This window comes from Streptomyces sp. NPDC093089 (assembly GCF_044754405.1).
Classification (GTDB): Bacteria; Actinomycetota; Actinomycetes; order Streptomycetales; family Streptomycetaceae; genus Streptomyces.
The window spans coordinates 63,353-88,845 of the sequence record NZ_JBIVPA010000010.1; the positions used below are offsets into that span (position 1 = coordinate 63,353).

Annotated in this window: 24 protein-coding genes and 1 pseudogene; 10 read left to right on the forward strand and 15 right to left on the reverse strand. The window is 72.5% G+C overall.

All coding sequences use genetic code 11. The annotated features are described in order from the left end of the window. Positions 1–57 precede the first annotated feature (57 nt). Entirely contained in the window at positions 58–795 is a 738-nt protein-coding gene (locus ACIQFX_RS23670; RefSeq protein ID WP_402466700.1) for a DUF2625 domain-containing protein, read from the reverse strand. Positions 796–858: 63 nt separating this feature from the next. Here ACIQFX_RS23670 and ACIQFX_RS23675 point away from each other — a divergent pair, with 63 nt between their 5' ends. The 3 genes from ACIQFX_RS23675 (at position 859) to ACIQFX_RS23685 (ending at position 2,540) form a co-directional block, all read left to right on the forward strand. Next, on the forward strand, positions 859–1,230 hold the full coding sequence (locus ACIQFX_RS23675) for a PadR family transcriptional regulator (protein ID WP_376487837.1): 372 nt from the start codon (positions 859–861) through the stop codon (positions 1,228–1,230). Continuing rightward, on the forward strand, positions 1,227–1,805 hold the full coding sequence (locus ACIQFX_RS23680; protein WP_402466704.1) for an HAAS signaling domain-containing protein: 579 nt from the start codon (positions 1,227–1,229) through the stop codon (positions 1,803–1,805). Before ACIQFX_RS23675 ends, ACIQFX_RS23680 begins: the two co-directional genes overlap by 4 nt. A 126-nt stretch (positions 1,806–1,931) precedes the next feature. Further along, entirely contained in the window at positions 1,932–2,540 is a 609-nt protein-coding gene (locus tag ACIQFX_RS23685) for a GNAT family N-acetyltransferase (protein WP_402466706.1), read from the forward strand. A 6-nt stretch (positions 2,541–2,546) separates the two neighbouring features. Here ACIQFX_RS23685 and ACIQFX_RS23690 read toward each other — a convergent pair whose 3' ends face one another. After that, on the reverse strand, positions 2,547–3,170 hold the full coding sequence (locus ACIQFX_RS23690) for a hypothetical protein (protein WP_402466708.1): 624 nt from the start codon (positions 3,168–3,170) through the stop codon (positions 2,547–2,549). Between the two features lie 104 nt (positions 3,171–3,274). On the opposite strand from ACIQFX_RS23690, the pseudogene ACIQFX_RS23695 reads away from it, so the two are divergent. Beyond that, positions 3,275–3,463 (forward strand): annotated as a pseudogene (locus ACIQFX_RS23695) (transposase); the annotation flags it as partial. Between the two features lie 256 nt (positions 3,464–3,719). Here the strand turns inward: ACIQFX_RS23695 and ACIQFX_RS23700 are convergent. After that, a complete protein-coding gene (locus ACIQFX_RS23700; protein ID WP_402466710.1) occupies positions 3,720–4,811 on the reverse strand; it encodes an alpha/beta fold hydrolase in 1,092 nt (363 codons plus the stop codon). A 95-nt stretch (positions 4,812–4,906) separates the two neighbouring features. Between ACIQFX_RS23700 and ACIQFX_RS23705 the strand changes: the two genes are divergently transcribed. After that, positions 4,907–5,677, forward strand: a complete 771-nt coding sequence (locus ACIQFX_RS23705) for a TetR/AcrR family transcriptional regulator (RefSeq protein WP_402466713.1) — start codon at positions 4,907–4,909, stop codon at positions 5,675–5,677. 67 nt (positions 5,678–5,744) lie between these two features. Here ACIQFX_RS23705 and ACIQFX_RS23710 read toward each other — a convergent pair whose 3' ends face one another. Then, the gene (locus ACIQFX_RS23710) at positions 5,745–6,119 is read right to left on the reverse strand and encodes a hypothetical protein (RefSeq protein WP_402466716.1); all 375 of its coding nucleotides are present in this window, start codon (positions 6,117–6,119) and stop codon (positions 5,745–5,747) included. 145 nt (positions 6,120–6,264) lie between these two features. Here ACIQFX_RS23710 and ACIQFX_RS23715 point away from each other — a divergent pair, with 145 nt between their 5' ends. Then, positions 6,265–7,107 (forward strand): helix-turn-helix domain-containing protein, encoded by an 843-nt coding sequence (locus tag ACIQFX_RS23715; protein WP_402466719.1) that lies wholly within the window; start codon positions 6,265–6,267, stop codon positions 7,105–7,107. Then, on the forward strand, positions 7,089–7,295 hold the full coding sequence (locus tag ACIQFX_RS23720; protein ID WP_402466722.1) for a DUF397 domain-containing protein: 207 nt from the start codon (positions 7,089–7,091) through the stop codon (positions 7,293–7,295). The genes ACIQFX_RS23715 and ACIQFX_RS23720 overlap by 19 nt, the downstream gene beginning before the upstream one ends. A gap of 17 nt (positions 7,296–7,312) precedes the next feature. On the opposite strand, the gene ACIQFX_RS23725 is transcribed toward ACIQFX_RS23720, so the two are convergent. The 5 genes from ACIQFX_RS23725 to ACIQFX_RS23745 all read right to left on the reverse strand — a co-directional run bounded on the left by ACIQFX_RS23725 (position 7,313) and on the right by ACIQFX_RS23745 (position 12,965). After that, on the reverse strand, positions 7,313–7,651 hold the full coding sequence (locus ACIQFX_RS23725; protein ID WP_402466725.1) for a hypothetical protein: 339 nt from the start codon (positions 7,649–7,651) through the stop codon (positions 7,313–7,315). 437 nt (positions 7,652–8,088) lie between these two features. After that, on the reverse strand, positions 8,089–8,475 hold the full coding sequence (locus ACIQFX_RS23730; RefSeq protein WP_402466727.1) for a hypothetical protein: 387 nt from the start codon (positions 8,473–8,475) through the stop codon (positions 8,089–8,091). A gap of 132 nt (positions 8,476–8,607) precedes the next feature. After that, complete coding sequence (locus ACIQFX_RS23735; protein WP_402466730.1) at positions 8,608–10,203, reverse strand: protein kinase; 1,596 nt, start codon at positions 10,201–10,203, stop codon at positions 8,608–8,610. After that, complete coding sequence (locus ACIQFX_RS23740) at positions 10,200–10,793, reverse strand: hypothetical protein (RefSeq protein WP_402466732.1); 594 nt, start codon at positions 10,791–10,793, stop codon at positions 10,200–10,202. Before ACIQFX_RS23740 ends, ACIQFX_RS23735 begins: the two co-directional genes overlap by 4 nt. Before the next feature lie 120 nt (positions 10,794–10,913). Beyond that, positions 10,914–12,965: an N-6 DNA methylase gene (locus ACIQFX_RS23745; protein ID WP_402467392.1), complete on the reverse strand. Its 2,052-nt coding sequence runs from the start codon at positions 12,963–12,965 to the stop codon at positions 10,914–10,916. Between the two features lie 273 nt (positions 12,966–13,238). Here ACIQFX_RS23745 and ACIQFX_RS23750 point away from each other — a divergent pair, with 273 nt between their 5' ends. Both ACIQFX_RS23750 and ACIQFX_RS23755 read left to right on the forward strand, forming a co-directional pair. Beyond that, complete coding sequence (locus ACIQFX_RS23750; RefSeq protein ID WP_402466734.1) at positions 13,239–14,039, forward strand: DUF4190 domain-containing protein; 801 nt, start codon at positions 13,239–13,241, stop codon at positions 14,037–14,039. 170 nt (positions 14,040–14,209) lie between these two features. After that, positions 14,210–14,998, forward strand: coding sequence for a hypothetical protein (locus tag ACIQFX_RS23755; RefSeq protein ID WP_402466737.1), 789 nt, complete (start codon positions 14,210–14,212; stop codon positions 14,996–14,998). Between the two features lie 118 nt (positions 14,999–15,116). Here the strand turns inward: ACIQFX_RS23755 and ACIQFX_RS23760 are convergent, their stop codons facing one another. From ACIQFX_RS23760 to ACIQFX_RS23770, 3 genes are all read right to left on the reverse strand, one after another. After that, a complete protein-coding gene (locus ACIQFX_RS23760; protein ID WP_402466739.1) occupies positions 15,117–15,860 on the reverse strand; it encodes an N-acetyltransferase in 744 nt (247 codons plus the stop codon). A gap of 83 nt (positions 15,861–15,943) precedes the next feature. Then, a complete protein-coding gene (locus ACIQFX_RS23765; RefSeq protein ID WP_402466741.1) occupies positions 15,944–16,648 on the reverse strand; it encodes an HNH endonuclease family protein in 705 nt (234 codons plus the stop codon). 133 nt (positions 16,649–16,781) lie between these two features. Beyond that, entirely contained in the window at positions 16,782–17,630 is an 849-nt protein-coding gene (locus ACIQFX_RS23770; RefSeq protein WP_402467395.1) for a hypothetical protein, read from the reverse strand. A 121-nt stretch (positions 17,631–17,751) separates the two neighbouring features. On the opposite strand from ACIQFX_RS23770, the gene ACIQFX_RS23775 reads away from it, so the two are divergent. Further along, a complete protein-coding gene (locus ACIQFX_RS23775) occupies positions 17,752–18,315 on the forward strand; it encodes a TetR/AcrR family transcriptional regulator (RefSeq protein WP_402466744.1) in 564 nt (187 codons plus the stop codon). 78 nt (positions 18,316–18,393) lie between these two features. On the opposite strand, the gene mfd is transcribed toward ACIQFX_RS23775, so the two are convergent. The 3 genes from mfd to ACIQFX_RS23790 all read right to left on the reverse strand — a co-directional run bounded on the left by mfd (position 18,394) and on the right by ACIQFX_RS23790 (position 25,450). Next, entirely contained in the window at positions 18,394–21,924 is a 3,531-nt protein-coding gene (gene mfd, locus ACIQFX_RS23780) for a transcription-repair coupling factor (protein ID WP_402466746.1), read from the reverse strand. 167 nt (positions 21,925–22,091) lie between these two features. After that, positions 22,092–24,665, reverse strand: coding sequence for an ABC transporter permease (locus tag ACIQFX_RS23785; protein WP_402466749.1), 2,574 nt, complete (start codon positions 24,663–24,665; stop codon positions 22,092–22,094). After that, the gene (locus tag ACIQFX_RS23790; protein ID WP_376489277.1) at positions 24,662–25,450 is read right to left on the reverse strand and encodes an ABC transporter ATP-binding protein; all 789 of its coding nucleotides are present in this window, start codon (positions 25,448–25,450) and stop codon (positions 24,662–24,664) included. Before ACIQFX_RS23790 ends, ACIQFX_RS23785 begins: the two co-directional genes overlap by 4 nt. Positions 25,451–25,493: the final 43 nt, after the last annotated feature.

Here is a 25,493-nt window from a genome sequence, read left to right on the forward strand (position 1 = left end):
GTGGTCCGCCCCGTCCGGGCGCCAGGGGTCGGCTCGGCGGTCCACCCCGCCCGGGCGCTACAGGTCTCCCAGGAAGCCCGGGTCGGCTCCGTCCAGGCGCAGGCTCGTCTCCTTGGCGAAACCGAGCAGTTCCGCCAGGGGGACGACCGCGCGGCTGGTCCCGGCCAGGTCCTGGTGCGCCTCGACGGACCACAGCGGCGGGTAGAGGGTGAGCCCTTCGCCGCCGGTGAGGCCGGGAACCTCGTCCCGCCAGCCGGGCCAGCGGAGGTCCTCGTAGAACTCCTCGGTGCCGCCGTCGAGGAGCCAGGACAGCCAGGCCCCGTAGCCGGCGCCGACGGCTTCCCAGCGGAGCGAGTCGGGGGCGAAGTAGACCATCTCGCCCGGGCGGCCGGGCAGTCCGGTCTCCTCCTCGGTGCCGCCCTGGATGGCGAAGGTCCCGCCGAGGACGTCGTGCGCGACGACGAGTGCGCCGGCGGGCCGCCAGGCGGCGTCGGGTTCGGCGGGGTAGCCGTTGACCCGCGCGAGGCCGGGCAGGCGCCGGTCGTTGTGGGCGGCCGGGCTGCCGTACACCCGAAGCCAGCCGTCGTCGACGAGCAGGCCGCCCGTGCGGTGCACGAACGCCCCCAGGTAGGAGCGGACGGTGACCTGCGTCTGCAGGAGTGTGGCGGCCGCGCACCCCGGGTCGGCGTCCAGGACATCGACGGGCACCTTCGCCGCCCGCAGCTCCGCTTCGAGCAGCGGCCACGCCGGCTCGTCGACCCCGGTCAGTTCGTCCAGTCCACGCAGTTCTCGCACCCGGGCATCGTCGCACGCGGTGCGCCGTTGATCGGCGGCGCCGTCGAGGGTATCTTGCATTGCATGGTTCCTGGCGAAGCAAGATCAGAGGCGACCGGGAAGGTCGCCAGCCAGCTGCGCAAGGGCGTGCTGGAGTACTGCGTCCTCGCCCTGCTGCGCGACGGCCCGCGCTACGGCGTCGAGATCCTCGACGAACTGGCCGCCGTCAGCGTCATGACCACCAGCCAGGGAACGATCTACCCCCTGCTGTCCCGGCTCCGACGCGACGGACTCGTCGACACCGAGCTGCGCGAATCGGCCACCGGCCCCGCCCGCCGCTACTACACCCTCACCACGCCCGGCAGGACCGCGCTCGCCGAGTTCGCCGAGAGCTGGCCGCGCTTCCGCGACGGCGTCGACCACTTCCTGACCGCACCCCACGGAGGCACCGCATGACCGGCACCGAGCACCCCCTCGTCACGGACTACCTCGCCACGATCGAGCGCGAGGCGTCGTTCCTCCCCGTCGGCCGCCGCGCGGAACTCCTCGCCGACCTCCGCGAACACCTCGCCGTGGCCGTCGGCGACGAGCAGGACCCGGCCGCCGTCCGCGCCGCCGTCGAACGGCTCGGCACCCCCTCCGCCATCGTGGCAGCCGCCCGCGCGGAGGAGCCCGAGACCGCCGCGGCGCCCGCGGCCCCCGCCGCCGAGGCGCAGCCCCGGTCGCGGACCGTCGCCACCGCCGCCCTGCTCGGCGCCAGCGGCGTCGCCACCCTCGTCTTCGACTTCGCCGGCCTGGCCGCCCTCGCCGTGGGCCTCGTCCTGCTGTGGACGTCGACCGCCTGGGACCGGCGCACGAAGACCCTCGCGACCTGCCTCACCCTGGCGACCCCGGTCGCGGCCGTGCTCGGCGCCTTCCTCCTGGCGGCCCGCGTCGGACCGACGGAACTGCTCGCGCTCCTCGCGATGGGCATCGCCCTCCCGGTCACGGCGGCCGTACGCCTCCTCCGCGCCCGGCCCGCGGCCGCCTGACGGGGCACGGATCGCAGGTCGCGGAGCTTCGACGTCGACAGCGGATCGCGAGGCGCGGATCGCAGGGGCGCACGGGGGGCGAGGGACGGCACCCCCCATCCCGACCAAGATCATCTCGGGTGCAGAATGACCCGTATGCCTCTCGACAACGCACCGATGACGGCCACGATCGACGACGCCCCGATGGTCGGCCGCACCCTGGCCTCCGCCTTCGGCGACGACCCGATGATGCGGTGGTTCTTCCCCGACGCCGCCACCCGCGAGACGGACCTCGGGCGCTACTTCACCACCCTCTTCACCCGGCAGTACGGCCTCCACGGCGTCTGCGAGCGCACCGGTTCCGCCGCCGCGTTCTGGGTCTCGCCCGAGGGCGCGGACAAGGCCGTACCCGACGCGGAGACCATCCAGGAACTCGTGGCCATCCTCGGCGACCGCGCCCCGGTCTTCCGCGAGGCCGTCACGGCCGCCGCCGAGCACGGACCCACCGAACCCCACTGGTACCTGGCCGTCATCGGCGCCGACCCCGCCGCCCGCGGCCGGGGCCACGGCTCGGCCCTCCTCCGCTCCGGCCTCGCGAAGGCCGACGCGGCGGGCATGCCCGTCTACCTGGAGTCCTCCAAGCCCGACAACCTCCCGGTCTACGAGCACTTCGGCTTCACCGTCGTCGGCGAGTTCGCCCTCCCGGGCGGCGGCCCGACCCTGTGGGCCATGAAGCGCGACCCCCGGTCGGCCTGACGCCCTTCACACGTGCTGCGGCGGGCCGATGACCCCGTGGCAGAACCGCTCGGCCAGCCACTGGACCCGCTCCTCCTCGTAACCGTTCCCATTGCGGCGACGGACGTGCACGAGGACCAGGTGCGTGTCGGCCGGCACGTCGAGTTCACGCGAGTCGTTGTTGAGGACGAGCGTGACCTCGGCGTGCTTGAACTCCCCGCAGAAGTCCCGCTCCGGCACCTCCGGCCACTCAAGGCTCTCCCAGTTGACCGCCCCCGGCGACGCACCGACCGCTGCCACGAAGGCGTCCTCAAGGCTGCCGACGGGCTCCTCCTCGATCGACAGGGTCAGCGGCAGATACGCCTCCGCACCCCCCAGGTCCTCCGGCAGCTCCCGGGCACGGATCGGATGAGTCAGGTCCGGCAGCCCCGGCGGCGGCACCTCCGGCGCCCTCCTGCCGTCCCAGCACATCACCCACGCCTCCGGCAGCTCCCCGCCCAGCCGTTTCAGCTCCCCCACGGTGTGCGCCTCGGCCTCCACCCTCACCTCACTGAACGACTCCTGGCCGTACTCCACGAACCGCCTGGCCACCCGCAGGGCTTCCCCACGGTCGGTGCTACGAAATACCGGATACGCGACGTCATTGGACATGACCCGACCCTGCCACCCCCCCACCCGCCCGTTCCTCCGAATTAGGGTCTGTCGCGAAAGTTGATCAAGGTCGTGGATGACCAAGCGTCGCGGGGCGCGGAGATCTGACGAATCGTCAGTGGACTCGGACGGAGCCGTTGCCGCCGCTGGGCGGGAAGCCGGGGCGGCTGCCGACGTGGACACGTCGGCAGTTGATCGACGGCATGCGCTGGCGCACCAGGACCGGTGCGCCGTGGCGGGACGTCCCGGAACGGTACGGGCCGTGGGACCGGACCTACGATCCGTTCCGCCGCTGACAGCGCAACGACACCTGGCCCGAGATGGCCTGGCACCGCTGGACCGGGTGGACTGCCGACGACCGGCGGTGGTCCACCCATGTGCTCAACACCACGGACCGGCCCGTCGCGGAATCCGCAGATCAGGTTGAGCAATGGGTGACCGAACAGCGCGACGCATTCCGATCCGGCCGCCTCACCCTGTCGCGAGGCTGGTCGGACCGGACGGCCGCCCGAGCCGACCACGACTCCTGATCCACTTTCGCAACGGGCCCTAGACGCCCGCCGCAGCATCCGACCTGCCGGCGATCGCCGGCCGCACATGCGCCAGCAGCAGCTCCAGGAAGCGTTCCGGCCGCCGGAACGCCGCGAAATGACTGCAGTCCTCGATCAGCGCGAAGCCCTTGGCGGGCGCCCGGACGTCGTCGAAGAAGCGACGGGCGAGCTCCGGGGACGTGAGGATGTCCTTCTCGCCCTGGAAGAGGAAGAACGGGATCTCGAACTCCGTGCCGTCCGCCCAGTCGTCGAACCCGGACGTGCCCACGGTGATCCGCTCCGAGAAAGTCATGCCCTTGAGGAAGCTCCCCAACTCGCGCAGCGAGTGCAGCGGCGAGAACCACAGGGATCCCATGACGACCTTCTTCATCGTGTCCAGGGTCAGCGGGTCGCTGGTGGCCAGCAGCTTGGCGTGCATCGCGCGCTCGCGGGCGGTCCACTGGTGCTCATCGGGGTCGAGCGCCTCGACTGCCGCCAGTTCTTTGAGTTTTCCGGTCGTACGCAGCCGGCCGAGCAGGGCCCGGTGCACGGAGTCGTCGCGGCCGGCGTCGTGGATGTTCTGGTCGGTGCCGACGTACGCGGAGTAGCGCTCGGGGAACTCGCGGGCGAGTCGCAGGCCGAAGGCGCTCCCGTAGGAGTGGCCGAGCAGGACGACCTTGTCGACGCCCAGGCGGGTGCGTATGTGGTCGGTGACCTCGATCGCGTCCGCGTAGATCCGGTCGAAGGTCATCTCACCCTGCCCTTCGGGGCCGCCGCGGCCGAAGGTCTTGAGGGAGCTGCGCATGTCCCAGCGGACGATCGTGAAGTGCTTCTCCCAAGACCTGGTGCGCGGCCCGAAGATCGCGGTCGAGGCTCCGGGGCCGCCGTGCAGCTCCAGGACGACCGGGTTGGCCGGGTCCTCGCCTCGGACCGAGATCCACTGGTCGATGCCACCGATGGGGACGAAGCCCTGCTCGTCGATGCCGTCCGGGGTGCCGATCCTCATCAGGGAGGCGTTGCGGGAGCGCCTCAGGGCCCGGTGGCCGAGGAGTCCGGCCGTGGGCGCCGCGAGGAGTGCGGCGGCAGAGGTGGCGACGATGGTGGCGATCACGACTACTCCTCGAAACTGTATATGACGTAAGCAGTTGGCTATACGCTATAAACAGTTAGGGTTGGTCGTCAACAGGCGACGCGAGGGAGACGAGGATGGCCGCGAAGAAGCCCGGGCCGGCGAACGGGCGGGAGTCGACCAAGCCGACCGGGAAGCAGGCCGGGAAGCAGGCCGGTGCGAAGGCGAGCTTCGCCCTGCTCTGGGGCGAGCAGGAGCCGCCGAGCCGGGGCCCGAAGCCTTCGCTCACTGCGGTCCGGATCGCCGAGGCGGCCATGGGCATCGCCGACGAGGAAGGCCTGGACGCGGTCTCACTGGCGCGGGTCGCCAAGGAGTTCGGCGTCACCGCGATGGCGCTCTACCGGTACGTTCCCGGCAAGGCGGAACTCCTCGACCTGATGGTCGACCTCGCGATCGGCCCCCCGGCCCCTATCGCGGGCATCCCCGGCGGCTGGCGCCCACAGCTGACCGAGTGGGCCCGGCAGTGCTCAGCCGCGTACAGCCGCCACCCGTGGATCCTCGCGGCCACCGGCATGCGGCGCCAGATCATGGGCCCCCATCAACTCGGCTGGCTGGAGACGGCGTTGACCGCGATGGCAGGTACCGGCCTGTCGGCCGCCCAGCAGCACGACACGTTCCTGCTGCTCGTAGGCCACATCCGCACCATCGCCCAGCAGCACGTGGACCACGACGAGGCGGCGAACGCAGAGTGGGCACGGCTCACAGCCGATGTCCTGGAGCGCCACGCGGACCGCTTCCCCGCGCTCACGTCGGCCATCGCGGAGGGCGCCTTCGCACCACAGGGCGGGGACCCGCTGGACTTCGGCCTGGAGCGGATCCTCGACGGAGTGGCGGCCCTGATCACCTAGCGAGCCGCCACTCAGGCACGCACCGACCAAGCGATCGTGACGCTTCCGGGCCTCCCCCGGACGCCCTTCAGCGGTGGTCCTGCGACAAGTGCCGCCTGAGCAGCACGTTCGCATCCGTCACCGCACTGTGGTCGAACCGGCTCCGGGCCTCGGCCCGTTCCCGTACCAGCAGCGCACACGCCACACAGTGCTCCACGGGCTCCGGCGGACGGCTCAGGTCCGGCGCGGGCTGCGGGGAGCAGCCGGCGCGGGCCCTGTCATTGGCGGCGCGCACCCCGGCGCTCAGCCGCTCGGCCGGCGTGGCCGGCCGCACGTCGGCCGGGTCCGCCTGCCACTCCCGGCCGCCCCCGACCGGCCGCAGCATCACATAGGGCCCCGCGTCCCCCTTGAACTCACCTACCACACCCGCCACTTGGTCGTAGACCCAAGCCCCGCGTTCCATGGATTCCTCCCCTCTCCGTGGACTACCCTCTGTGATCCCGGCACTACAAGAATGGACCGGGGCACAGGGAACCCGGAGCGGTGGCGGACCGTACTTCCCCAGGTCGCGCGGGTAGTTCCACATCTTCCACAAGGGAGTGCGCGCGATGCCGACGAGACGCGTGGTGACGGGCCGCAGCCAGGAACCCAGGAAGAGGTTCGCCGAGGAACTGAAGCTCCTCCGCACCGACCGGGGCCTCAGCCTCCGCAAGCTCGGCGAGGCGCTGGGGTGGGACTGGTCTCTGTTCTCGAAGATGGAGAAGGGCGAGACGGTCGGCGGACCCGAGGTGGTCCAGGCGCTGGACCAGTACTACGGGACCGCGACGATGCTGCTGGCGCTGTGGGAGCTGGCGGTGGGGGACCCGACGCAGTTCAAGGAGAAGTACCGGAGGTACATGACGCTGGAGGCGGAGGCGATGAGCCTCTGGTACTACGCGGTGGGGGCAGTGCCAGGCCTTCTCCAGACACCCGCTTACGCTCGGACCTTCCTGGCGACGAGCGGCATGGACGGTGAGGAACTGACCGCTCAGGTGGAAGCGCGGATAGGTCGTCGCGAGCTTCTGGCAGGAGACGACGCACCGCCGTTCCGAGCCATCCTTTCGGAGACAGTGCTCCGCACAGCGCTGCCGGACCTCACCGCGTGGCGTGAGCAGTTGGAGCACCTGCTGAGCATGGGCGAGCGGCGGAACATCACGATCCAGGTCATGCCGCACGCGGCGGGCCCACACGCGCTGACGACCACGGACGTGATGTTTCTGCGGCTGACGGACGGACGCCCGGTGGCCTGGGTGGAGACGGGTCACTCGGGCGATCTCGTGGAAGAACCGGCAGCCGTCGAGCGACTGCAGCTCCGCTACGATCGGGTCCGTGATCTGGCGCTTTCCCCGGCGGATTCACGGAAGTTCATCATGTGGAACTTGGAGGAAGCATCGTGCGAGCCGTCGATCTGAGCAGCATCACGTGGCGCAAGAGCTCCTACAGCAACAACGACGGCGGCAACTGCCTCGAAGTCGCCGACCACCTCCCCGTCGTCCCCGTCCGTGACAGCAAGACCCCCGCCGGCCCCGCGCTCGTCTTCGGGGCCGTCGCCTGGTCCTCCTTCGTCGCCGGAGTCAAGAGCGGGCGGCTCGACGCCTGAGGCATCTGCTCGGAGCGTCACGCGTCGACGCGGGGGGCCAGGTGCCGCACGTCCCGTGCCGACAGCAGCAGGCGCTCGTCATGGCGCCGCAGGTCGAGCAGCAGCTCGGCGGCCGGACCTTCCGGAAGCCGCTCCGCATCGCGGCGTACGGGCTGCGCGGGCGGGTCGTCGGCCGCGTCCGGGACGGAGGTGGGAGCAGGGGCGGCGGTGGCAGGGGCGTAGGCCGCCGGGCTCCGGGCCGGGTACGGCACCGAGCCCGGCGCGAGGTACGGGATCGCGCCCTGCCCCGCGCGCGGGACCGGCCCCTGCGCTGCCTGCGGGGCCGCGTGATGTCCCCGATCGGGCTCCTCCTTCAAGTGCCCACCCGCCCTCCGACCACGAAGCCGCTCGTGTGGGCGACGTTGGCGTGGATGACGCCCACGCCGGGCAAGGCCGCGCTAGGGCGCTGAACACCCATAGGGAAGATGCTGCTTCCTTGTCGGTCAGGCCCTCTCCGGGATTCCGAGTCCCAGGCGGGGACCGAACTTTTTTCCGTTCAGGCCGCCGCGAGCATATGCCAGGCAACCACCCCGAAATCCAACCCAGTTGGGATGGTTCGCTCACGCGGGTGACGCCCCCTCGGCATGACCACTCAGAGCAGGTGGGGGTGGGGTGGGTACTTTCCCCGGGTACTGAAAAGGACGTCGGGAGCCGCCGGGTCGCGGGGGCGCGCGACCCGGCGGGACCCGGCCCGGTCCGGGCAACGCGAGAGGGCCGGAACCTGCCGGTTCCGGCCCTCTCGGGTGTGCGGGGGTTACTTCTTGACCGGGTTGATGCAGAGGACGAACTTGTCGGCGTCCCACTGCTGGGCGAGGGCCTGCTCGCTGTCCTCGGCGCACTTGTTGACGTCGAAGGTGTTGTCGTAGACCTTGACGACCTTGAAGAGGTCGGCCTTGCCGGAGGAGCAGTCCTCGCCGTCGACCTTGGGGTCGTTGTCCGAGCCGGTGACGACGACGCACTCGCCGGCCTTGGCGTGGACCGGGGCTTCACCCGTGAGGAAGGGGAGGCCGAACTTGACGGCGAGGGCCACGACGATCGCGACGACGACGCCGCCGACCTTCTTCAGGGCGCCGCTCTTCTTGGCGGGGGCGGGAGCGGCCGGCTGCTGCTCGGGGGTGAGGGGCGCGGAGGGCGTCGTCATGAGGGATTCCTTGGGGACGCGGACATGATCAGACGCGAACGTTACATGCGCCAAAACCGGCAAAAAGGATCATGAAGATCCACTACTGGATCAGTTGTGGAGTCGTGATCCTGTCGGCACGTCAGAAACCCTTCAGGGGCGGGGGCCCAGCTGCCGCTGATGGTCGAGCGCCCTGCGCAAGTCGACCGGAAGCGGGTGATACGGGCCGTAGGCGCGCTCGGCGTCGAACAGGAGCTGCTGGAGCTGACCCTGGCCGGCCGTGTGCTCGCCGGTCGCGAGGAGGAGCAGCCCGATGCGGCGACGGATGTCGAAGGCGCGGGCGGGATCGTGCTCGTAGTACGGGAGGACGGCACGGAAGTCCGTGAGCGCGGCGGCCGTCTCGCCCAGCTGCTCCAGGCAGAGGGCGGCGTCGTAGCGGAACTGGAGGGCCCCGGGGTCAGTGGGCCCTGCCTCCGCGTCGCGGTCCTCCGCGAGCCTGCGGAGCTCCGGGAGCGCGCGGCGGTACTGGCCGTCGTCCATCAGCGTGGAGGCGTACTGCTTGCGCAGGATGCGGACGACCGGCGAGCGCTCCCCGTGCTCGGCCGCCGCCGTGGGCAGGATGCCGCCGAGGAGGTCCACGGCCTGGGTGAGCGAGCCCTCGCCGAGCAGCCGCTTGACCTCGTCCACCGCGGCGGCGAGGTCGACGCGCGGCGCGGCGGCGCCGAGCGGGACCCGGGGGTCGCTCCGGAGGTCGGCGCGGGGGTCGTTCCGGGGGTCCGCGGGCGCCGCACGCGGCGGCGGAGGCGTCGGCACGGGCACCTGTACGGGCACGGCGGCGGGGCGGGCCGGCCAGGGGGCGTGCGGACGGAGGAAGGGACGCGTGGGGTCCATGGGACCCGTGGGGGCACCGCGCGCGGGGAGGAGCGGCAGCAGGTGCTCGTACACCTCGTGGGCGCCGGACGGTCGGGCCTGCGGGTCCTTGGCGAGGAGGTGGAGGACGAGCGCTTCGAGGGCCTCGGGGACCTCGGGCCGGATCCGGCGGATGGGCACCGGGGGCTCGTACAGGTGGCGGTGGAGGACGCCGAGGGCGGTGGAGCCGGCGAACGGCACGTTGCCGCTGAGGAGTTCGTGGAGCAGGACGCCGAGCGCGTACAGGTCGGTGGACGGGCCGACCGCGCCGCCCATCGCCTGCTCGGGCGCCATGTAGGCCGGGCTGCCGATCTGCGAACCGGTCTGGGTGAGGCGGGTGGTGTCCGTGTCGAGGACGGAGGCGACGCCGAGGTCGAGGACGGTGAGGGACCCGTCCGGGCGGATCATCACGTTCCGCGGCTTGAGGTCGCGGTGCACGATCGGCACCGCGTGCACGGCGGCGAGCACCGCGCACAGCTGCGCGGCGACGCAGACGGCCCACTCCCACGGGTAGGGGTCGTGCTCGGCGAGGTGGTCGGCGAGGTCGGCGCCCTCCACGTACTGCATCACGAGGTAGAGGTCGTCGCCGTCGCTGCCCGCGTCGTGCACGGTCACCAGACCGGGGTGGTCGACGTGCGCGGTCACCCTGCACTCCCGGACGAAGCGGCGCCGCAGCTCCTCGGCCGCCGTGGCGGGGCCGGTCATCGTCGCCGGACGGAGCAGCTTCACCGCGACCCGGCGGTCGAGCCGTCCGTCGTACGCCGTCCAGACCTGCCCCATCCCGCCCTGCCCGATGACGGTGGCGAGCTCGTAACGCCCCCCGATGACACGCCCGTTCACCTGCGGTCTTCACCTTCCGGAGCGTTCTTGCGGAGCAGGTCGCTCAGCTCGTCGAGCTCGGCGCGGACCTGCTCGATCCGGGGGGCGACGGGCGGCTGGGGCGCCTGGACCGGCGGCTCCGGGAGCGGTGTGCCGGTGTACGGGTTGGGGGGACCGAGCGGACTCGGCACCGTGACGGCCGAGCCGTCGGCGCCGTAGGAGGGGCCGAGCGGCCGGTACGGCGGGGGCGCCTGCTCCGGGGCGGTGCGGCGGCGCTCGAAGTGGCGGATCTCCGCGACCAGGTAGTACGTGACCGAACCGGCCGCGAGGACCGTGATCACGCCGACGCCGACGAACGCCTCCAGCGTGCTGCTCTCCTCCTCGCCGGTCGCCGCGGCGTACGCGAAGAGGGCGGAGCCCGCCAGGAACGCCAGGCCGCACAGCACCCAGTCCAGCGTCCGGCGGGTGACGATCGCGAGCCGCAGCAGCGGGGCCCAGCCCAGGAAGCCGCAGCTGAGCAGCGGAAGCGCGGTGAAGAGCACGCGCAGCGCGATCAGGCCGCCGGAGGCGGGGCTCTGCGGCGGCTGCGGGGCCTGCGGGTGGCCGTACATCTCGGCTGCTCCTGCTCGGACGGATCGGGGTGCGGAGACGAGCGTATACACCGATGCGGACAACGGTTCCGGGATACCCGGAACCGTTGTCGAAGTGAGCGGGAAGCGGCCCCGGCGGGGTCAGGGCGCGACCGTGCCGTCCGCCAGTCCGTCGTACAGGCCCTGCACGAGCTGGTCCCCGAGCCGGGACGTCTGCCGCAGCGCCTCCTCGAACTCGGCGAGGGCCCGGAACCGCTCCCCGAACCGCCGCTGTTCGGCCAGGGGCAGCCGCGGCAGCTGGAGGCGGCGGACGTCGAGCCGGGTCGCGGTGGAGGCGTAGCTGCTGGCCTGCCGGTTGTTGGCGGTGGCCCGCAGGAAGCCGGCCAGGAACCAGGGGTCGAGCGCGGCCGGGTCGGGGCGCAGCAGCTGGAGGTTGCGGCCGAGCGCGGCGCCCTCCGCCGAGGAGTCGACGACCCGGACGGCCGCGCCGCCGCCCAGGACGGGGACGACGACGTCGCCGGCGGCGAGCAGCACGGGCTCCTCGGGCGGGCCGTCGGGCAGCGTGCCCGACGGCGGCTGGGCGGCCAGCACGTCGTGGTCGGTGAGGACGGCCAGCGGGGACGCGGCGGGCGTCGTGCCCGCACCGCCCGCGCGCAGGACCAGGGCTCCGGCCCTGGCCAGTTCGCCGACGGTGGTCGTGGGGCGGCCGACCGGTCCGGCACCGGCCTCGGTGGGGTCGGTCACGGGCGGCGGGGTGAGTTCGCAGGTCCGGCGCAGGGTCTCCGTCAGGCTCTCGCGCACCCCGGCCAGCTGGGCCGCGCCCTCGGCGGCGGCCGGGGGCGGCAGACGGCGGGCGGGGGCGAGGTCGACGTCGTCGTCGAGGAGCTCGATGACGGGGACGGAGCGGCTCACGCCCGGCGTGGCCGCGACGCCGCCGTCCCGGTCGAAGGGCGTCCACGCGTCGAGCACGGCGGCCTGGACGGCCGGCCAGTCGATCCGGTCGCGGGCGTCCCGCGCCGGGCCCGCGTGCTCGGACGCGGTGTCGACGAGGAGGAGTTCGGCGGGGGGACGCTCGCCGGGGACGGGGCGGCGCAGCACCCAGAGGTGCAGCGGGATGCCGTACGGCGGCGCGGCGCCGGGCGGCAGGGCGACGACCGCGCGCAGGGCGCCCCGGCGGAGCAGGTCGGCGCGGATCCGGCGGCCCGAGCGGCGGGAGGCGGCGGCGGGCGGCATGAGGAGGACGGCGGTGCCGCCGGGGCGGAGGCGGGCCAGGGCGTGCTGGACCCAGGCGAGTTCGGACTCGGTGCGGGCCGGGAAGCCGTACTCCCAGCGCGGGTCGTAGGCCAGTTCGTCGTGGCCCCAGTTGCGTTCGTTGAACGGCGGGTGGCAGAGGACGGCGTCCGCGGCGAGCGACGGGAAGGCGTCGGCGCGCAGGCTGTCGCCGGACCGGACGCGGATGTCGGCGTCGGTGGCGAGCGCCAGGCGCAGGGCGGTGAGCGCCGCGAGGTCGGGGTCGGCGTCCTGGCCGCAGAACGCGCCGGGCCGCTCGACCGCGGTGAGCAGGCTTCCGGTGCCGGACGCGGGGTCGAGGACGGTGAGCGGGGCGCCGCCGTCCCCGCCCGTGGCGAGCGCCGCCATGAGGGCGGCGGGGCCGGGCGGGGTCAGGGTGTACTGCCGCGGGTTGGCGTCGAGGTGACGGCCGAGCAGGAACTCGAACGCCGCGCGGACCCCGGTCTCGGCCGCCAGCTCGGCCGCCCCGCGCAGGAGGGGGACGGAGGAGGCGAGCGCGGTGCTGGTGGGGGTGAGCACGGGCCGCCCGTGGCCGAGGCGCTCGCCGAGCGTCTCCTCCAGGGCGACGGGCAGCACCTCGACGAGCCGCTCGTCGGGCAGCTCGGCCAGCGCGGGCCAGGCCGCGGACCGCTCCCGTACGAGAAGGAGGGCGCAGCCCGCGTGGACGAGGGCGGTGACGGCGCCCGCCGGATGGCCGGCGACCTGCTGCCAGACCCGCTCGCGGAGCGGGACCTCGGCCAGCTTGCCCTGGTCGCGGAGCCACTGCTCGATCTCGGCGAGGGCGAAGGAGGGGCTCGCCTCCGTGCCGCCGACGGGCTTGGGGAAGTCGGCGTGGCGGCGGCGCCAGTTGCTGACGGCGGCCCGGCCGACGCCCGCGAGCCGGGCGATCCCGGCGGCGGTCACCTCGGCCCCGCCCACCTCCTCGGTGCCCGTGTCCCCGCTGTCTCCGCCGCCTACGTCCGCTGCGCGCTCCGGCACGTGACCCATCTCCCTGGTTCGCCCGCTTGCTCGTCCTGCTCGTCCTCGTGCGACACCAATCCTACTGAGGAACCTCCACCACACCACTTCACAGTGTGAGTCGACCTGTTTTTCGTGAACCGTGTTGACTCGGTTCACAGGCTCTGCTGTGATTGACCCATCGCGCCAGACATCTTCACCGTCCGGGAGGACACACCCATGTCGTACGACACCCAGGTCCCGCCTGCCGCCGCTCCGCAGGTCATGCGCAACGGGCTCGGCACCGCGGCCCTGATCCTCGGCATCATCGGCACGCTCTCCGGCCTCGTCCCGCTCTTCTTCTGGCTGGCCGGCATCCTCGGCCTGATCGCCCTGATCCTGGGCCTCGTCGCCAGGGGCCGCGTGAAGCGCCGCGAGGCGAACAACAAGGGAGTGGCCCTCACCGGCGCGATCCTGGGCCTCGCGGCCCTGGTCCTCTCGGTCGTCGGCGCGGTCATCACGTTCACGGCCGTCAGCGACGCGGTGGACGAGCTCGACAAGGCGGTCAAGGACGCGGCCCCGAAGGACCCGAGCGCGAGCCCGAAGGCCAAGGCCCCGGCGGGCGACGCCGGCAAGAAGGACAAGGGCGCGGGCCTCGCCGACGGCGACACCTCGGTCTACGACGACGACGTCAAGGTCACGGTCTCGGACCCGAAGCCGTACACCCCGGGCGAGTACGCGGTCGGCCACACCAAGGGCAACACGGCCTACCAGGTCACCGTCGTCATCGAGAACGGCGGCAAGGAGAAGTTCGACACCGCCCTCGTGTCCCTGAGCGCCACCGCCGGCAACGACGGCGTCGCCTCCGAGCAGATCTTCGACGACAAGGTCGGCACGGGCTTCGAAGGCACGATCATGCCCGGCAAGAAGGCCACCATCACCGTCGCCTTCGACACCCCGAAGGCCGCCAAGAACCTCACCGTCGAGGTCAACCCCGGCTTCACCTACGACGCCTCGCAGTGGGAGCTGAAGCTCGGCTGACCCGGCACGGCCGAGCAGCCCCCGGCACCACCAGGCACCACAAGCAACGCCTGGCACCGCCAAGCACCACCAAGCACCACGCAGCACCACCAGGCACCACGCAGCACCACCAGGAGCGGGGGCCCTCAGGGGCCCCCACCGCCCGTACGCCCTCTCTCGGAGACACCCCCATGCGCGCCCTCACCCGCCCCCGGACCCACCGCACGACCCGGACCACCCGGTCGGCCCGGACCGCCGTCGCCGCCCTCCTGTGCGCCGCCGTCGCGGTCGGCGCCGCCGCCTGCGGCCCCTCGGCGGACGAGGCGAAGGCGAAGCCGGCCGGACCCTTCGGGGAGCTGACGGGATCGCAGGTCGTCGACAAGGCGTTCGCGGCGACGAAGACGGCGAAGTCGCTGACCGTCGACGTGGACGTCCGGTCCCCCGTCGAGCCGATGAAGGCCTACCTGTCGCTCGACACCGGCGGGAAGTGCGCCGGCACGCTCACCATGGGCGCGGCGAACACGGCCGAGCTGATCAAGGTCGACGACAAGAACGTCTACCTGCGCTTCGACGAGGCCTTCCTCCGCGAGCAGGTCGAGGAGGAAGGCCCGGAGGCGCAGGACGCCATGGTCAAGGAGCTCAAGGGCCGCTGGCTGAAGTCGTCCGCGAGCGAGGCCGACTCCGACGGCATGCTGGCGCTGTGCGACCTCGACGAGCTGCTCGACGGGTTCGAGCAGGGCGCGACCGATATCGAGAAGGGCGCGGAGACCACCGTCGACGGGCAGCCGGCGCTGGCCCTGACGGAGCCGGGCGACGCCGGCGAGACGAGCACGGTCTACGTGGCCACCGAGGGCACCCCGTACATCCTGAAGATCGTCACGAAGGGCGGCGAGGAGCCCGGGACGATCGCCTTCTCCCACTACGGGAAGCCGGTCGACGCGAAGGCCCCGGCGGCGAAGGACGTCGTCGCCGCCGACTGAGCCGCGCGGGCCGCGGGACACGGGGAACGCGTCACGCGGGGCGGGGCCGCCGCAGGGGAGCGGCCCCGCCCCGCGTGCGCGCTCCCCGTGTCCCGCGGCCCGTACCCGTACCCGTACGTCAGACCCGGTGGCGGACCCACACGTTGGGCTCGACGTAGACCGCGTAGCCGCGGGTGGCCTGGCAGTGGACCGGCACCAGGGCGCCGGGAACCTCGACCGGGCCGTCCGTTTCGAAGGGGAGGCCGGTCCAGGAGCGCCACTGCTCGACGGAGCCGGAGACGGTCATCGAGGCGGCGGCCACCGCCACGATCGTGCCGCCCGCGCGCACGTGGACGCGGAGCCACGGGTCGTGCGGCAGGCCGTCCTCACGGGTGCGGAAGGCGTACTCGTGGATGGAGGTCGCGGCCTCCAGGTGCTTGCCGTTGGGGCGGACCGGGGCGACGAGCTCGGCGAAGCCGAGCCGGGCGACATTCTTCCGCAGGGCGGCGAGCATCCGGTGCGACAGGCCCTTGCCGAGGTGGGCGAGGTCGACGGTGATCTCGATCGCGCTCACGGTGTCGGCCTCCCGGCCGTGCCGCAGGTCGGAGAAGGCCCAGTTGAGGACCTCGTCCCAGCCCCGGGCGGGCAGCTCGCGGCGGCCCTCCGCGTCGAGCCGGAAGGGCACGCTGAAGCCGCGGGCGACGACCGCGCCTTCGCCGTCGGTGGCGACGAGCACGTACTCCGGGAACTCCCGGACGATCCGGCCCATGTTCGCCCAGCCGACCGGGTCGTACATCATGAACTCGGGCCACAGGTCCTTCATGGACCACATCGCCCCTTCGAGCTCGGGACGTTCGGCGAGGGTCGATATGTTGATGTCCATGGGGGCAGGATAGAGATCGCTGCCCGCTACACCAACCGACTTTCCCGTCGGTTTCACAGTGGATTTCCCGACAGGGCGCCGCGCTACGGGAGTTTCTGCTGCGGACAGCCACCGAGGACCCGCTTCATCGCGTCCCGCTCGTCCTTCGTCACCCACACCCCGTACTTCTTCTTCACCGCGACCTGCCGGGCCACGTAGGAGCAGCGGTAGGCCCTGTTCGGCGGCAGCCAGGTCGCCGCGTCGCCGTCGGACTTGCGGCGGTTGGCGGACGCGTCGACGGCGAGGAGGTTGAGCGGGTCGTTGGCGAAGCGGCGCCGGGTCTCCGCGTCCCACTTCTGCGCGCCCTTCTGCCAGGCGTCGGAGAGCGCGACGACGTGGTCGATGTCGACCTTGCTGCGCCCCCGGACATAGGGGACGTCGGCGCCCGTGTACGGGTCGTCGGCCAGGGTGCCGGAGGCGACCTTGCAGCGGCCGTCCGTGAAGCGGACGCCGGTCAGGTCGCGCTTGAGTACGTCGTCGCGGGTCCCGCAGCCGTTGCCGTCGACGTCCACCCAGGAGCGGCCGAACTTCTCGCGCTCGTAACCGGTCCTCGGGGCACGGCCCTTGACCGTGAGGGCGTCCACGGCCGCCAGGGCCGTACCGCGCGCGGCGGGCCTGCCGCCCGAGCTGTCGCCGGGCCCGGGGATGCCGGTGCCGGGCGAGCAGCCGGTGGCGACGAGCGCGGCGGCGGCGAGCACCGCGGCGGCCAGGGGCCTTCGATTCGTTCGATACGTCCGCTGTGTGAACACCCCGGAATCCTAGGGGGCGCCCTTGTCGGCGGCTCGGTCCTCGCCCACGGGCCGCCTTGTCGGCGGCTCGCCCCTCGTCCACGGGCCCCCTTGTCGACGCCTCAGGACTTGCCGAGGGCGCCCTGTCGGCGGCTCAGACCTTGCCGATGCCGAGGGTGTTCTCGGAGGGCAGCAGGCCGGAGCCGATCGCGGCGAGCCAGGGGCCGCCGAGGAGGTCGGCGAGGCGGGCGGTGGACTCGGGGCCGAGGGCGGTCCAGGGGGCGGCGGCCAGGACGTCCGTCCGGTGCTCGACGTCGGCGCGGAGGGCGCGGCCCGCCTCGGTGACGGCGCCGGCCGGGTCGAGGAGGCCGCGGGCGGTCAGGCGGGCGCGGGCGGCCGACCAGTCGGCGGCGGACCAGCCGCGGCTCTCGAAGACGGGCTCCGGGGCGGCGCCGACGGCGGCGAAGGAGACGAGCGCCTCGACCGGGTCGAGTCCGGTGGTGAGGAGGGCGGCGAGGTGCCCGTCGCCGCGGTGCTCCCGCAGGACCGTCGCGGCCTGCCAGAGGACGAGGTGCGGGGCGTCGGGCCAGGGAAGCCCGGCGTTGGCGGCGGCGAGCGGGCGTCCGGCCAGGCCGAGCGGCCGGACGGCCTCCGCGGCGCGGCGGGCGAGCGCGGCGGCCTCGGCGAGCTCGGGGCCGGTGACGGCTTCGTCGCCGAGGACGGCCCGGTAGGTGCGGTCGACGGCCCGCAGCCGGGCGGCGAGGACCTTCGCCGGGGCGGCGGTCTCCCAGACGGCGGGGACGTACCGGGCGACCGTCCCGGGGCTGAAGCTGTAGAAGGCGGAGGCCACCGGGAGCGGGCCCGCGGCGCCGAGGGGCGCGGCCCGCCAGGCGAAGTAGGAGGGCCAGCGCTCGGTGGTGTCGTAGCCGAGGGCGGCGGCCTCGTCGAAGGCCTCGGGGGCGTAGTAGAGCAGGGCGTGCAGCGGTTCGAGCAGGTGCCACATCTGGCGTACGCGTCCGGGTTCCACGGTGTCCTCGTTTCCCTCGCCCCCACGTCTTGTCACTGACTAGATTGCTCCGGCGCCATCAACTTGTCAATGACTAGATACGGGCTACGCTGCTGCCATGACGAGCCGGAACAGCTACCACCACGGCGACCTGCGGCAGGCCGTCCTCGCCGCCGCCCTCGACGCCATCGCCGCCGAGGGCCCCGGATCCCTGAGCCTGCGCGACCTCGCCCGCCGCGCCGGGGTCTCCCACGCCGCCCCCGCCCACCACTTCAAGGACCGCACCGGGCTCCTCACCGCCATCGCCGCCCAGGGGTACGAGCTGCTCGCCGACGCCCTCGCCGGCGCACCCGAGCTGAGCGAACGGGGCGTCCGGTACGTTCGGTTCGCCGTCGACCACCCCGCCCACTTCACCGTCATGTTCCAGCCCGAGCTGCTGCGCGCCGACGACCCCGACCTCCTCGCCGCCAAGGACCGCGCCTCCGCGGAACTCCGCGCGGGCGTCACCGACCTGAAGAACGCCCCCGACGTCCGCACCGCGGGCATCGCGGCTTGGTCCCTGGCCCACGGCTTCGCAACCCTGCTCCTCACCCGCAACCTGGACGACCCCGTCGGCGACCGGGACCCGGGAGAGGTGTTCCGCTCCCTCACCGGCTCGATGTTCCCCCCGCCGACCGCCTGACGCCCCCTCACCTCCCGTGACCCGCAGGGCACGAAGCCGTCGGCCCGGCCGCCTCGCGGGGCGGCCGGGCCGACGCCGTCACGAGTCGAGAATCGTCGTCAGGAACTCCCCCGTCCACGACAGGAGTTCACGGCCCACCACCGGCTTGCCGCCGATCTTGCCGGTCGTCGGGCGCGGGACGAGGATCTGGTGGACGGCCGGCTTGATGACCGTACGAGGGTGGAGGCGCTTGAGGCGCAGCTCCTGGGACTCGCGCAACTCCACCGGGGCGAAACGGATGTTGGAGCCCTGGAGGACGATCTCGCCGACACCGCAGGAGCGGGCCAGCATCCGCAGACCGGCCACCAGGAGCAGGTTCTCGACGGGCTCGGGCAGCTTGCCGTAGCGGTCGGTGAGCTCCTCCCGCACGGCCCTGATGTCCTCCTCCGAGTTGGCGGAGGCGATGGACCGGTAGGCCTGGAGGCGCAGCCGCTCCCCGGGGGCGTAGTCGTGCGGCATGTGGGCGTCCACCGGCAGCTCGATCTTGACCTCCAGCGGGGCCTCCTCCTCCGCCCCGCCCTCCATCTGCGCCCGGTAGTCCGCGACCGCCTCGCCGACCATCCGCACGTACAGGTCGAAGCCGACGCCCGCGATGTGGCCGGACTGCTCGCCGCCGAGGAGGTTGCCCGCGCCGCGGATCTCCAGGTCCTTCATGGCCACGTACATGCCGGCGCCCATCTCGGTGTGCTGGGCGATCGTCGCGAGCCGCTCGTGCGCGGTCTCGGTCAGCGGCTTCTCCGGCGGGTACAGGAAGTACGCGTAACCCCGCTCGCGGCCGCGGCCGACACGGCCGCGCAGCTGGTGCAGCTGCGAGAGGCCGAAGTTGTCGCCGCGCTCCACGATCAGGGTGTTGGCGTTGGAGATGTCGATGCCGGACTCCACGATCGTCGTGGACACGAGCACGTCGAACTTCTTCTCCCAGAAGTCCACCACGACCTGTTCGAGCGCCGACTCCGACATCTGGCCGTGCGCGGTCGCGATCCGCGCCTCGGGCACGATCTCCCGCAGCCGGGCCGCCGCCCGGTCGATCGAGTCGACCCGGTTGTGGATGTAGAAGACCTGGCCCTCGCGCAGGAGTTCACGGCGCACGGCCGCGCCGATCTGCTTCTCCTCGTACGGGCCGACGAAGGTGAGGACGGGGTGCCGCTCCTCCGGCGGGGTGGTGATCGTCGACATCTCGCGGATGCCGGTGACCGCCATCTCCAACGTGCGGGGGATGGGCGTGGCCGACATGGTCAGCACGTCGACGTTGGCGCGGAGCTTCTTCAGCTGCTCCTTGTGCTCGACGCCGAAGCGCTGCTCCTCGTCGACGATGACCAGACCCAGGTCCTTGAACTTCGTCTCCGACGAGAACAGGCGGTGGGTGCCGATGACGACGTCGACCGAACCCTCCCGCAGCCCCTCCAGGGTCGCCTTCGACTCGGTGTCGGTCTGGAAGCGGGACAGCGCCCGCACCTTCACCGGGAACTGCGAGTAGCGCTCGCTGAACGTGCCGAAGTGCTGCTGCACGAGCAGCGTCGTCGGGACGAGGACGGCGACCTGCTTGCCGTCCTGGACGGCCTTGAACGCCGCCCGCACCGCGATCTCCGTCTTGCCGTAGCCGACGTCGCCGCAGATCAGACGGTCCATCGGGACCGTCTTCTCCATGTCCTCCTTCACCTCGGCGATGGTGGACAGCTGGTCGGGCGTCTCCGCGTACGGGAAGGCGTCCTCCAGCTCGCGCTGCCACGGCGTGTCCGCGCCGAAGGCGTGGCCGGGGGCCGCCATCCGGGCCGAGTACAGCTTGATCAGGTCGGCCGCGATCTCCTTGACGGCCTTCTTCGCCCGCTGCTTCGTCTTCGTCCAGTCCGCGCCGCCGAGCCGGTGCAGGGTCGGCGCCTCGCCGCCCACGTACTTGGTGACCTGCTCCAGCTGGTCCGTCGGGATGTAGAGCCGGTCGCCGGGCTGGCCGCGCTTGGCGGGCGCGTACTCGACGAGGAGGTACTCGCGGGTGGCGCCCTGCACGGTCCGCTGGACCATCTCGATGTACCGGCCGACGCCGTGCTGCTCGTGCACGATGTAGTCGCCGACCTCCAGGGTCAGCGGGTCAATCGTCTTGCGGCGCTTGGCCGGCATCCGCTGGCCGTCCTTGCCGGCCGCCTTCTGGCCGGACAGGTCGGTCTCGGTGAGGACGGCGAGCTTGAGCACCGGGTCGACGAAGCCGTAGTCGATGGAGCCGGTCGACACGTGCACGACGGACGGCGAGATCTCCGCCAGGTCGGCGTCGAGGCGGGCGGCGATGCCCTCGCCGCCGAGGACCTCGACCGTGCGCGACGCGGGGCCGTGCGCCTCCGTCACGTACACCGTGCGCCAGCCGTCGGCCAGCCAGCCCTTCGTGTCGGCGAGCGCGCGTGCGGTGTCGCCGCGGTACGACTCCGGGGCGTGCATGCCGAGCGTCAGGGTGTCCCCCGACACGACCTCGTCCGCCGCGAACGGCGACACCGACCACCAGGCGATGTCCAGCTCCCGCGCCCGGTCCCGCACGTCCGCGATCCCCCACAGCGACGCCGCGTCCACGTCGATCGGCGCCTCGCCGCCGCCGGCGGTCGCCGCCCAGGACGCCTGCAGGAACTCCTGCGAGGTCGCCACCAGGTCCGCCGCCCGGGTCCGCACCCGCTCGGGGTCGCAGACCACCGCCATGGCGCCCTTCGGCAGCACGTCGAGCAGCAGCTCCATGTCGTCGACGAGGACCGGGGCGAGGGACTCCATGCCCTCGACCGCGATGCCCTCCGCGATCCTGTCCAGCAGCTCGCCGAGCTCCGGGTGCGCCTCGGCCAGCTCCCGGGCCCGGGCCCGCACGTCGTCCGTCAGGAGCAGCTCGCGGCAGGGCGGCGCCCACAGCCCGTGCTCGGCGACCTCCAGGGACCGCTGGTCGGCGACCTTGAAGTAGCGGATCTCCTCGACGTCGTCGCCCCAGAACTCGATCCGGAGCGGATGCTCCTCGGTCGGCGGGAAGACGTCCAGGATGCCGCCGCGCACGGCGAACTCGCCGCGCTTCTCGACCAGCTCCACCCGGGAGTACGCGGCCGCCGCCAGGCCCTCGACGACCTCGTTCAGATCCGCCGTCCGACCGCTGCGCAGCGCCACGGGCTCCAGGTCACCCAGGCCCTTGACCTGCGGCTGGAGCACGGAGCGGATCGGCGCGACGACCACGCTGACCGGGCCGGCCGCCGGGTCGTCGTCCCGCGGGTGCGCCAGGCGGCGCAGGACGGCCAGGCGGCGGCCGACGGTGTCCGAGCGCGGCGAGAGCCGCTCGTGCGGCAGCGTCTCCCACGACGGGTACTCCACGACCGTGTCCGGGTCGAGCAGCGACCGCAGCGCGGCCGCCAGGTCCTCCGCCTCCCGGCCGGTCGCGGTCACCGCGAGCACCGGCCGCCCCGAGTCACGGGCCAGCGCGGCCAGCGCGAACGGCCGCGCGGCGGCCGGACCGACCAGGTCCACGTGCGGACGGTTCCCGTCGGCGGCGGCCTTCACCGCCTCGGCGAGGGCCGCGTCCTTGACGACGACATCGAGCAGACCGTGCAGGCTCATGAAAGGTGTCCATCCCGAGGAGTGCCGGAGGCGGGCAACGCGAACAGCCCGACACGTCGTACGGGCCGGGGTGTCCAGCGTACGACGGTGCACCGACAGCCGCTTCCGAAAACACGGGCGGCCCCGGTGGAGCTCCACCGGGGCCGTACCGCTGCGGGGCGCGGCCGCTACTCGCTCGCGATCGCGTTCAGGACGTTCATCCGGCCGGCCCGGAAGGCCGGCACCAGGGCCGCGAAGAGGCCCACGAAGGCCGAACCCACGAACACCGTCAGGATGGTCGGCCACGGGATGTCCAGGACCCCCAGGCCCTCCAGGGCGAGGAGCTTCTGGGCGGCCGTGCCCCAGCCCATGCCCAGACCGAGGCCGAGGAGGGCGCCGAAGAGGGCGATGACCACGGACTCCAGCCGGATCATGCGGCGCAGCTGGCGGCGGGAGAGGCCGATGGCCCGCATGAGACCGATCTCGCGGGTCCGCTCGACCACCGACAGGGCGAGGGTGTTCACGACGCCGAGGACGGCGACGACGATCGCCAGGGCGAGGAGCCCGTACACGATGTTGAGCAGCTGCCCGACCTGGTCCTTCAGGTCCTCCTTGTAGTCGGCCTGGTTGCTCGCCTTGTACTGCGGGTAGGCCGCGAGCGCGTCCTTGACCGCCTGGTAGGCCTGGGTCTCCTGGCCGTCCTTCGCGCTGGCCAGCAGGAGCAGGCTGTGCGGCATCCGGTCGGCGGGGACGTACTCGGCGAGCGTGGCGACGTTCACGTACATCGCCCCCTTGTCGACCTGGCCGGTGTCCGCGGTGATCGCCGCGACCTTCAGCTTCGCCGTCTCGCCGCCCTTGAACGCGACGGTCAGGACGTCGCCGACCTTCACCCCGTGCTCGGTCGCGTAGTCGCTGCCGACGGACATCGCGCCCTTGCCGTAGGCGTCCGCCAGCGTGCCGGCGGTGGTCTCGCGGCGCAGGTCCTTCATGTACGTCGGGTCGGTGGCGGCCATGTCGGCCGTGGAGACCTTGCCGCGCGGGTCGGTGACCTGGGCGTCGACCCACCGGTACTCGGTGACGTGGTCCAGGCCCGGGACCTTCTCCAGGGCCTGCTGCGCCTGCGGCACGATCGGCTGCCCGGTACCGGACTGCACGATGAAGTCGGCGCCGACGGACCGGTCCAACTCCTCGGTGGCCGAGGCCACCATCGACGAGCCGACCACCGACAGGCAGGCGACCAGCGCGAGGCCGATCATCAGGGCCGCGCCCGTGGCACCGGTGCGTCGCGGGTTGCGCAGCGCGTTGCGCTCGGCCATCCGGCCGACCGGGCCGAAGACCCGCAGGACGACCACGCCGAGGGCGCGGACCACACCGCCCGCCAGGAGCGGGCCGACGACGACGAAGCCCAGCAGCGACAGGACCACGCCGAGACCGAGCCACAGGGAGCCCGGACCGGCCTCCGCGGCGCGGGTCGCCGTCCACAGCGCCGCCGCACCGGCGGCGGTGAGGGCGAGCCCGAGACCGCCCCGCACCCGGCCGGCCTTCCCGTCGGCGGGCGTGCCCGCGTCGCGGAGGGCCGCCATCGGGGAGACCTTGCCGGCCCGGCGGGCCGGGACGTACGCGGCGAGGACGGTGACGACGATGCCGAGGACCATGCCCACGACCGGCGTCGTCCACTTCACGGTGAGGTCGCGGGTGGAGAGCTCCATGCCCACCGCGGACATCAGCTTCATCAGACCGACGGCGAGACCGACGCCCGCCGCCACGCCGGCGACCGAGCCGACGACGCCGAGCAGCACCGCCTCGACGAGGACGGAACGGTTCACCTGCCGGCGGCTCGACCCGATGGCCCGCATCAGGCCGATCTCGCGGGTGCGCTGGGCGACCAGCATCGAGAAGGTGTTGACGATCAGGAAGATGCCGACGAGGAAGGCGATCCCGGCGAAGCCGAGCATCGCGTACTTCATGACGTCGAGGAAGCCGGCGACGTCCTCGCGGCCCGCGTCGGCGGTCTCCGCGGCGGTCTGCAGCTTGTAGCCGTCGCCGATCGCGGCGGCGATGTCCGCCTTCAGGGCCTCGTCCTCGACGCCGGGCTTCGCGTCCGCCGTGACCTGGGTGAACAGGCCTTCCCTGCCGAGCAGTTCGCGCTGCGCGGTGGCCGTGTCGAAGTAGACGACGGTGGCACCCGGATTGGTGACCTTGAAGTCGACGATGCCGGAGATCTTCGCGGTGAAGTCGCCGGTCACGGCGATGGTCCGCAGCGTGTCGCCGATCTTCAGGTGGTGCTTCTCGGCGGTCGCGCCGTCGACGACCACGTCGGTCGGACCGCGCGGCTCGTGACCGGACACCAGCTCGACCGAACGCAGCTCGTTGGGCGTCCAGTTGACGGCGATGGTCGGCGCGCCGCCGGTCGGGCCGACGTTCTTGTTCCGCCCGTCCACGACCGTCACGCCGGTGGACGCGACCGAGCCCTGCGCGGCCTGCACGCCCTCCGCCTTCCGCACCTGCTCGACGAGCGAGGCGGGCAGGGCCTCCGGGCGGCCGGTCTGCGGGGTCTCGTCGTTGCCCGCCGCGTTCTTCGGGCTGACGGTGACGTCGGACGCGGTCACCGCGAAGAGCTTGTCGAACGTCGTGTTCATCGTGTCCGAGAAAACCAGCGTGCCGCTGACGAACGCGACGGAGAGCAGCACGGCGACGGCCGAGAGCGCCATCCGGCCCTTGTGCGCGAAGAAGTTGCGCATCGAGGTCTTGAGGACGCTCATGACGTCCGCCCGCGCGCGTCGAAGTCCTTCATCCGGTCGAGCACGGCGTCGGCCGTCGGCCGCTCCATCTCGTCCACGATCCGCCCGTCCGCCAGGTACAGCACCCGGTCCGCGTACGAGGCGGCCACCGGGTCGTGCGTCACCATGACGATCGTCTGCCCCAGCTCGTCCACCGACGTCCGCAGGAAGCCGAGCACCTCGGCGCCCGCCCGCGAGTCCAGGTTTCCGGTCGGCTCATCACCGAAGATGATCTCCGGCCGCGCCGCCAGCGCCCGCGCCACCGCGACCCGCTGCTGCTGGCCGCCGGACAGCTCGTTCGGCCGGTGCTTCAGCCGGTCGGACAGGCCCACCGTGTCCACCACGCGCCGCAGCCACTCCGCGTCCGGCTTGCGCCCCGCGATGTCCATCGGCAGCGTGATGTTCTCGATCGCGCTCAGCGTCGGCAGCAGGTTGAACGCCTGGAAGATGAACCCGATCCGGTCCCTCCGCAGCTGCGTCAGCTTCTTGTCCTTCAGACCGGTGATCTCCGTCTCGTCGAGGAAGATCTGCCCGCCGGTCACGGTGTCGAGCCCCGCGAGGCAGTGCATCAACGTCGACTTGCCCGACCCCGACGGCCCCATGATCGCGGTGAACTGCCCGCGCGCGATGTCCACGTCCACCGAGTCCAGCGCCACGACCCGGGTCTCCCCCGACCCGTACGCCTTCACGACCTGCCGCGCCCGCGCAGCGACGGCCGTTCGTCCTCCAGTACCCCCGTGCCTGGGGATGGTCACAGCCGAAGTCACGGTTCTCTCCCTTGAAGCGGCGCCTTGGTTTGTAGGTTCAAGT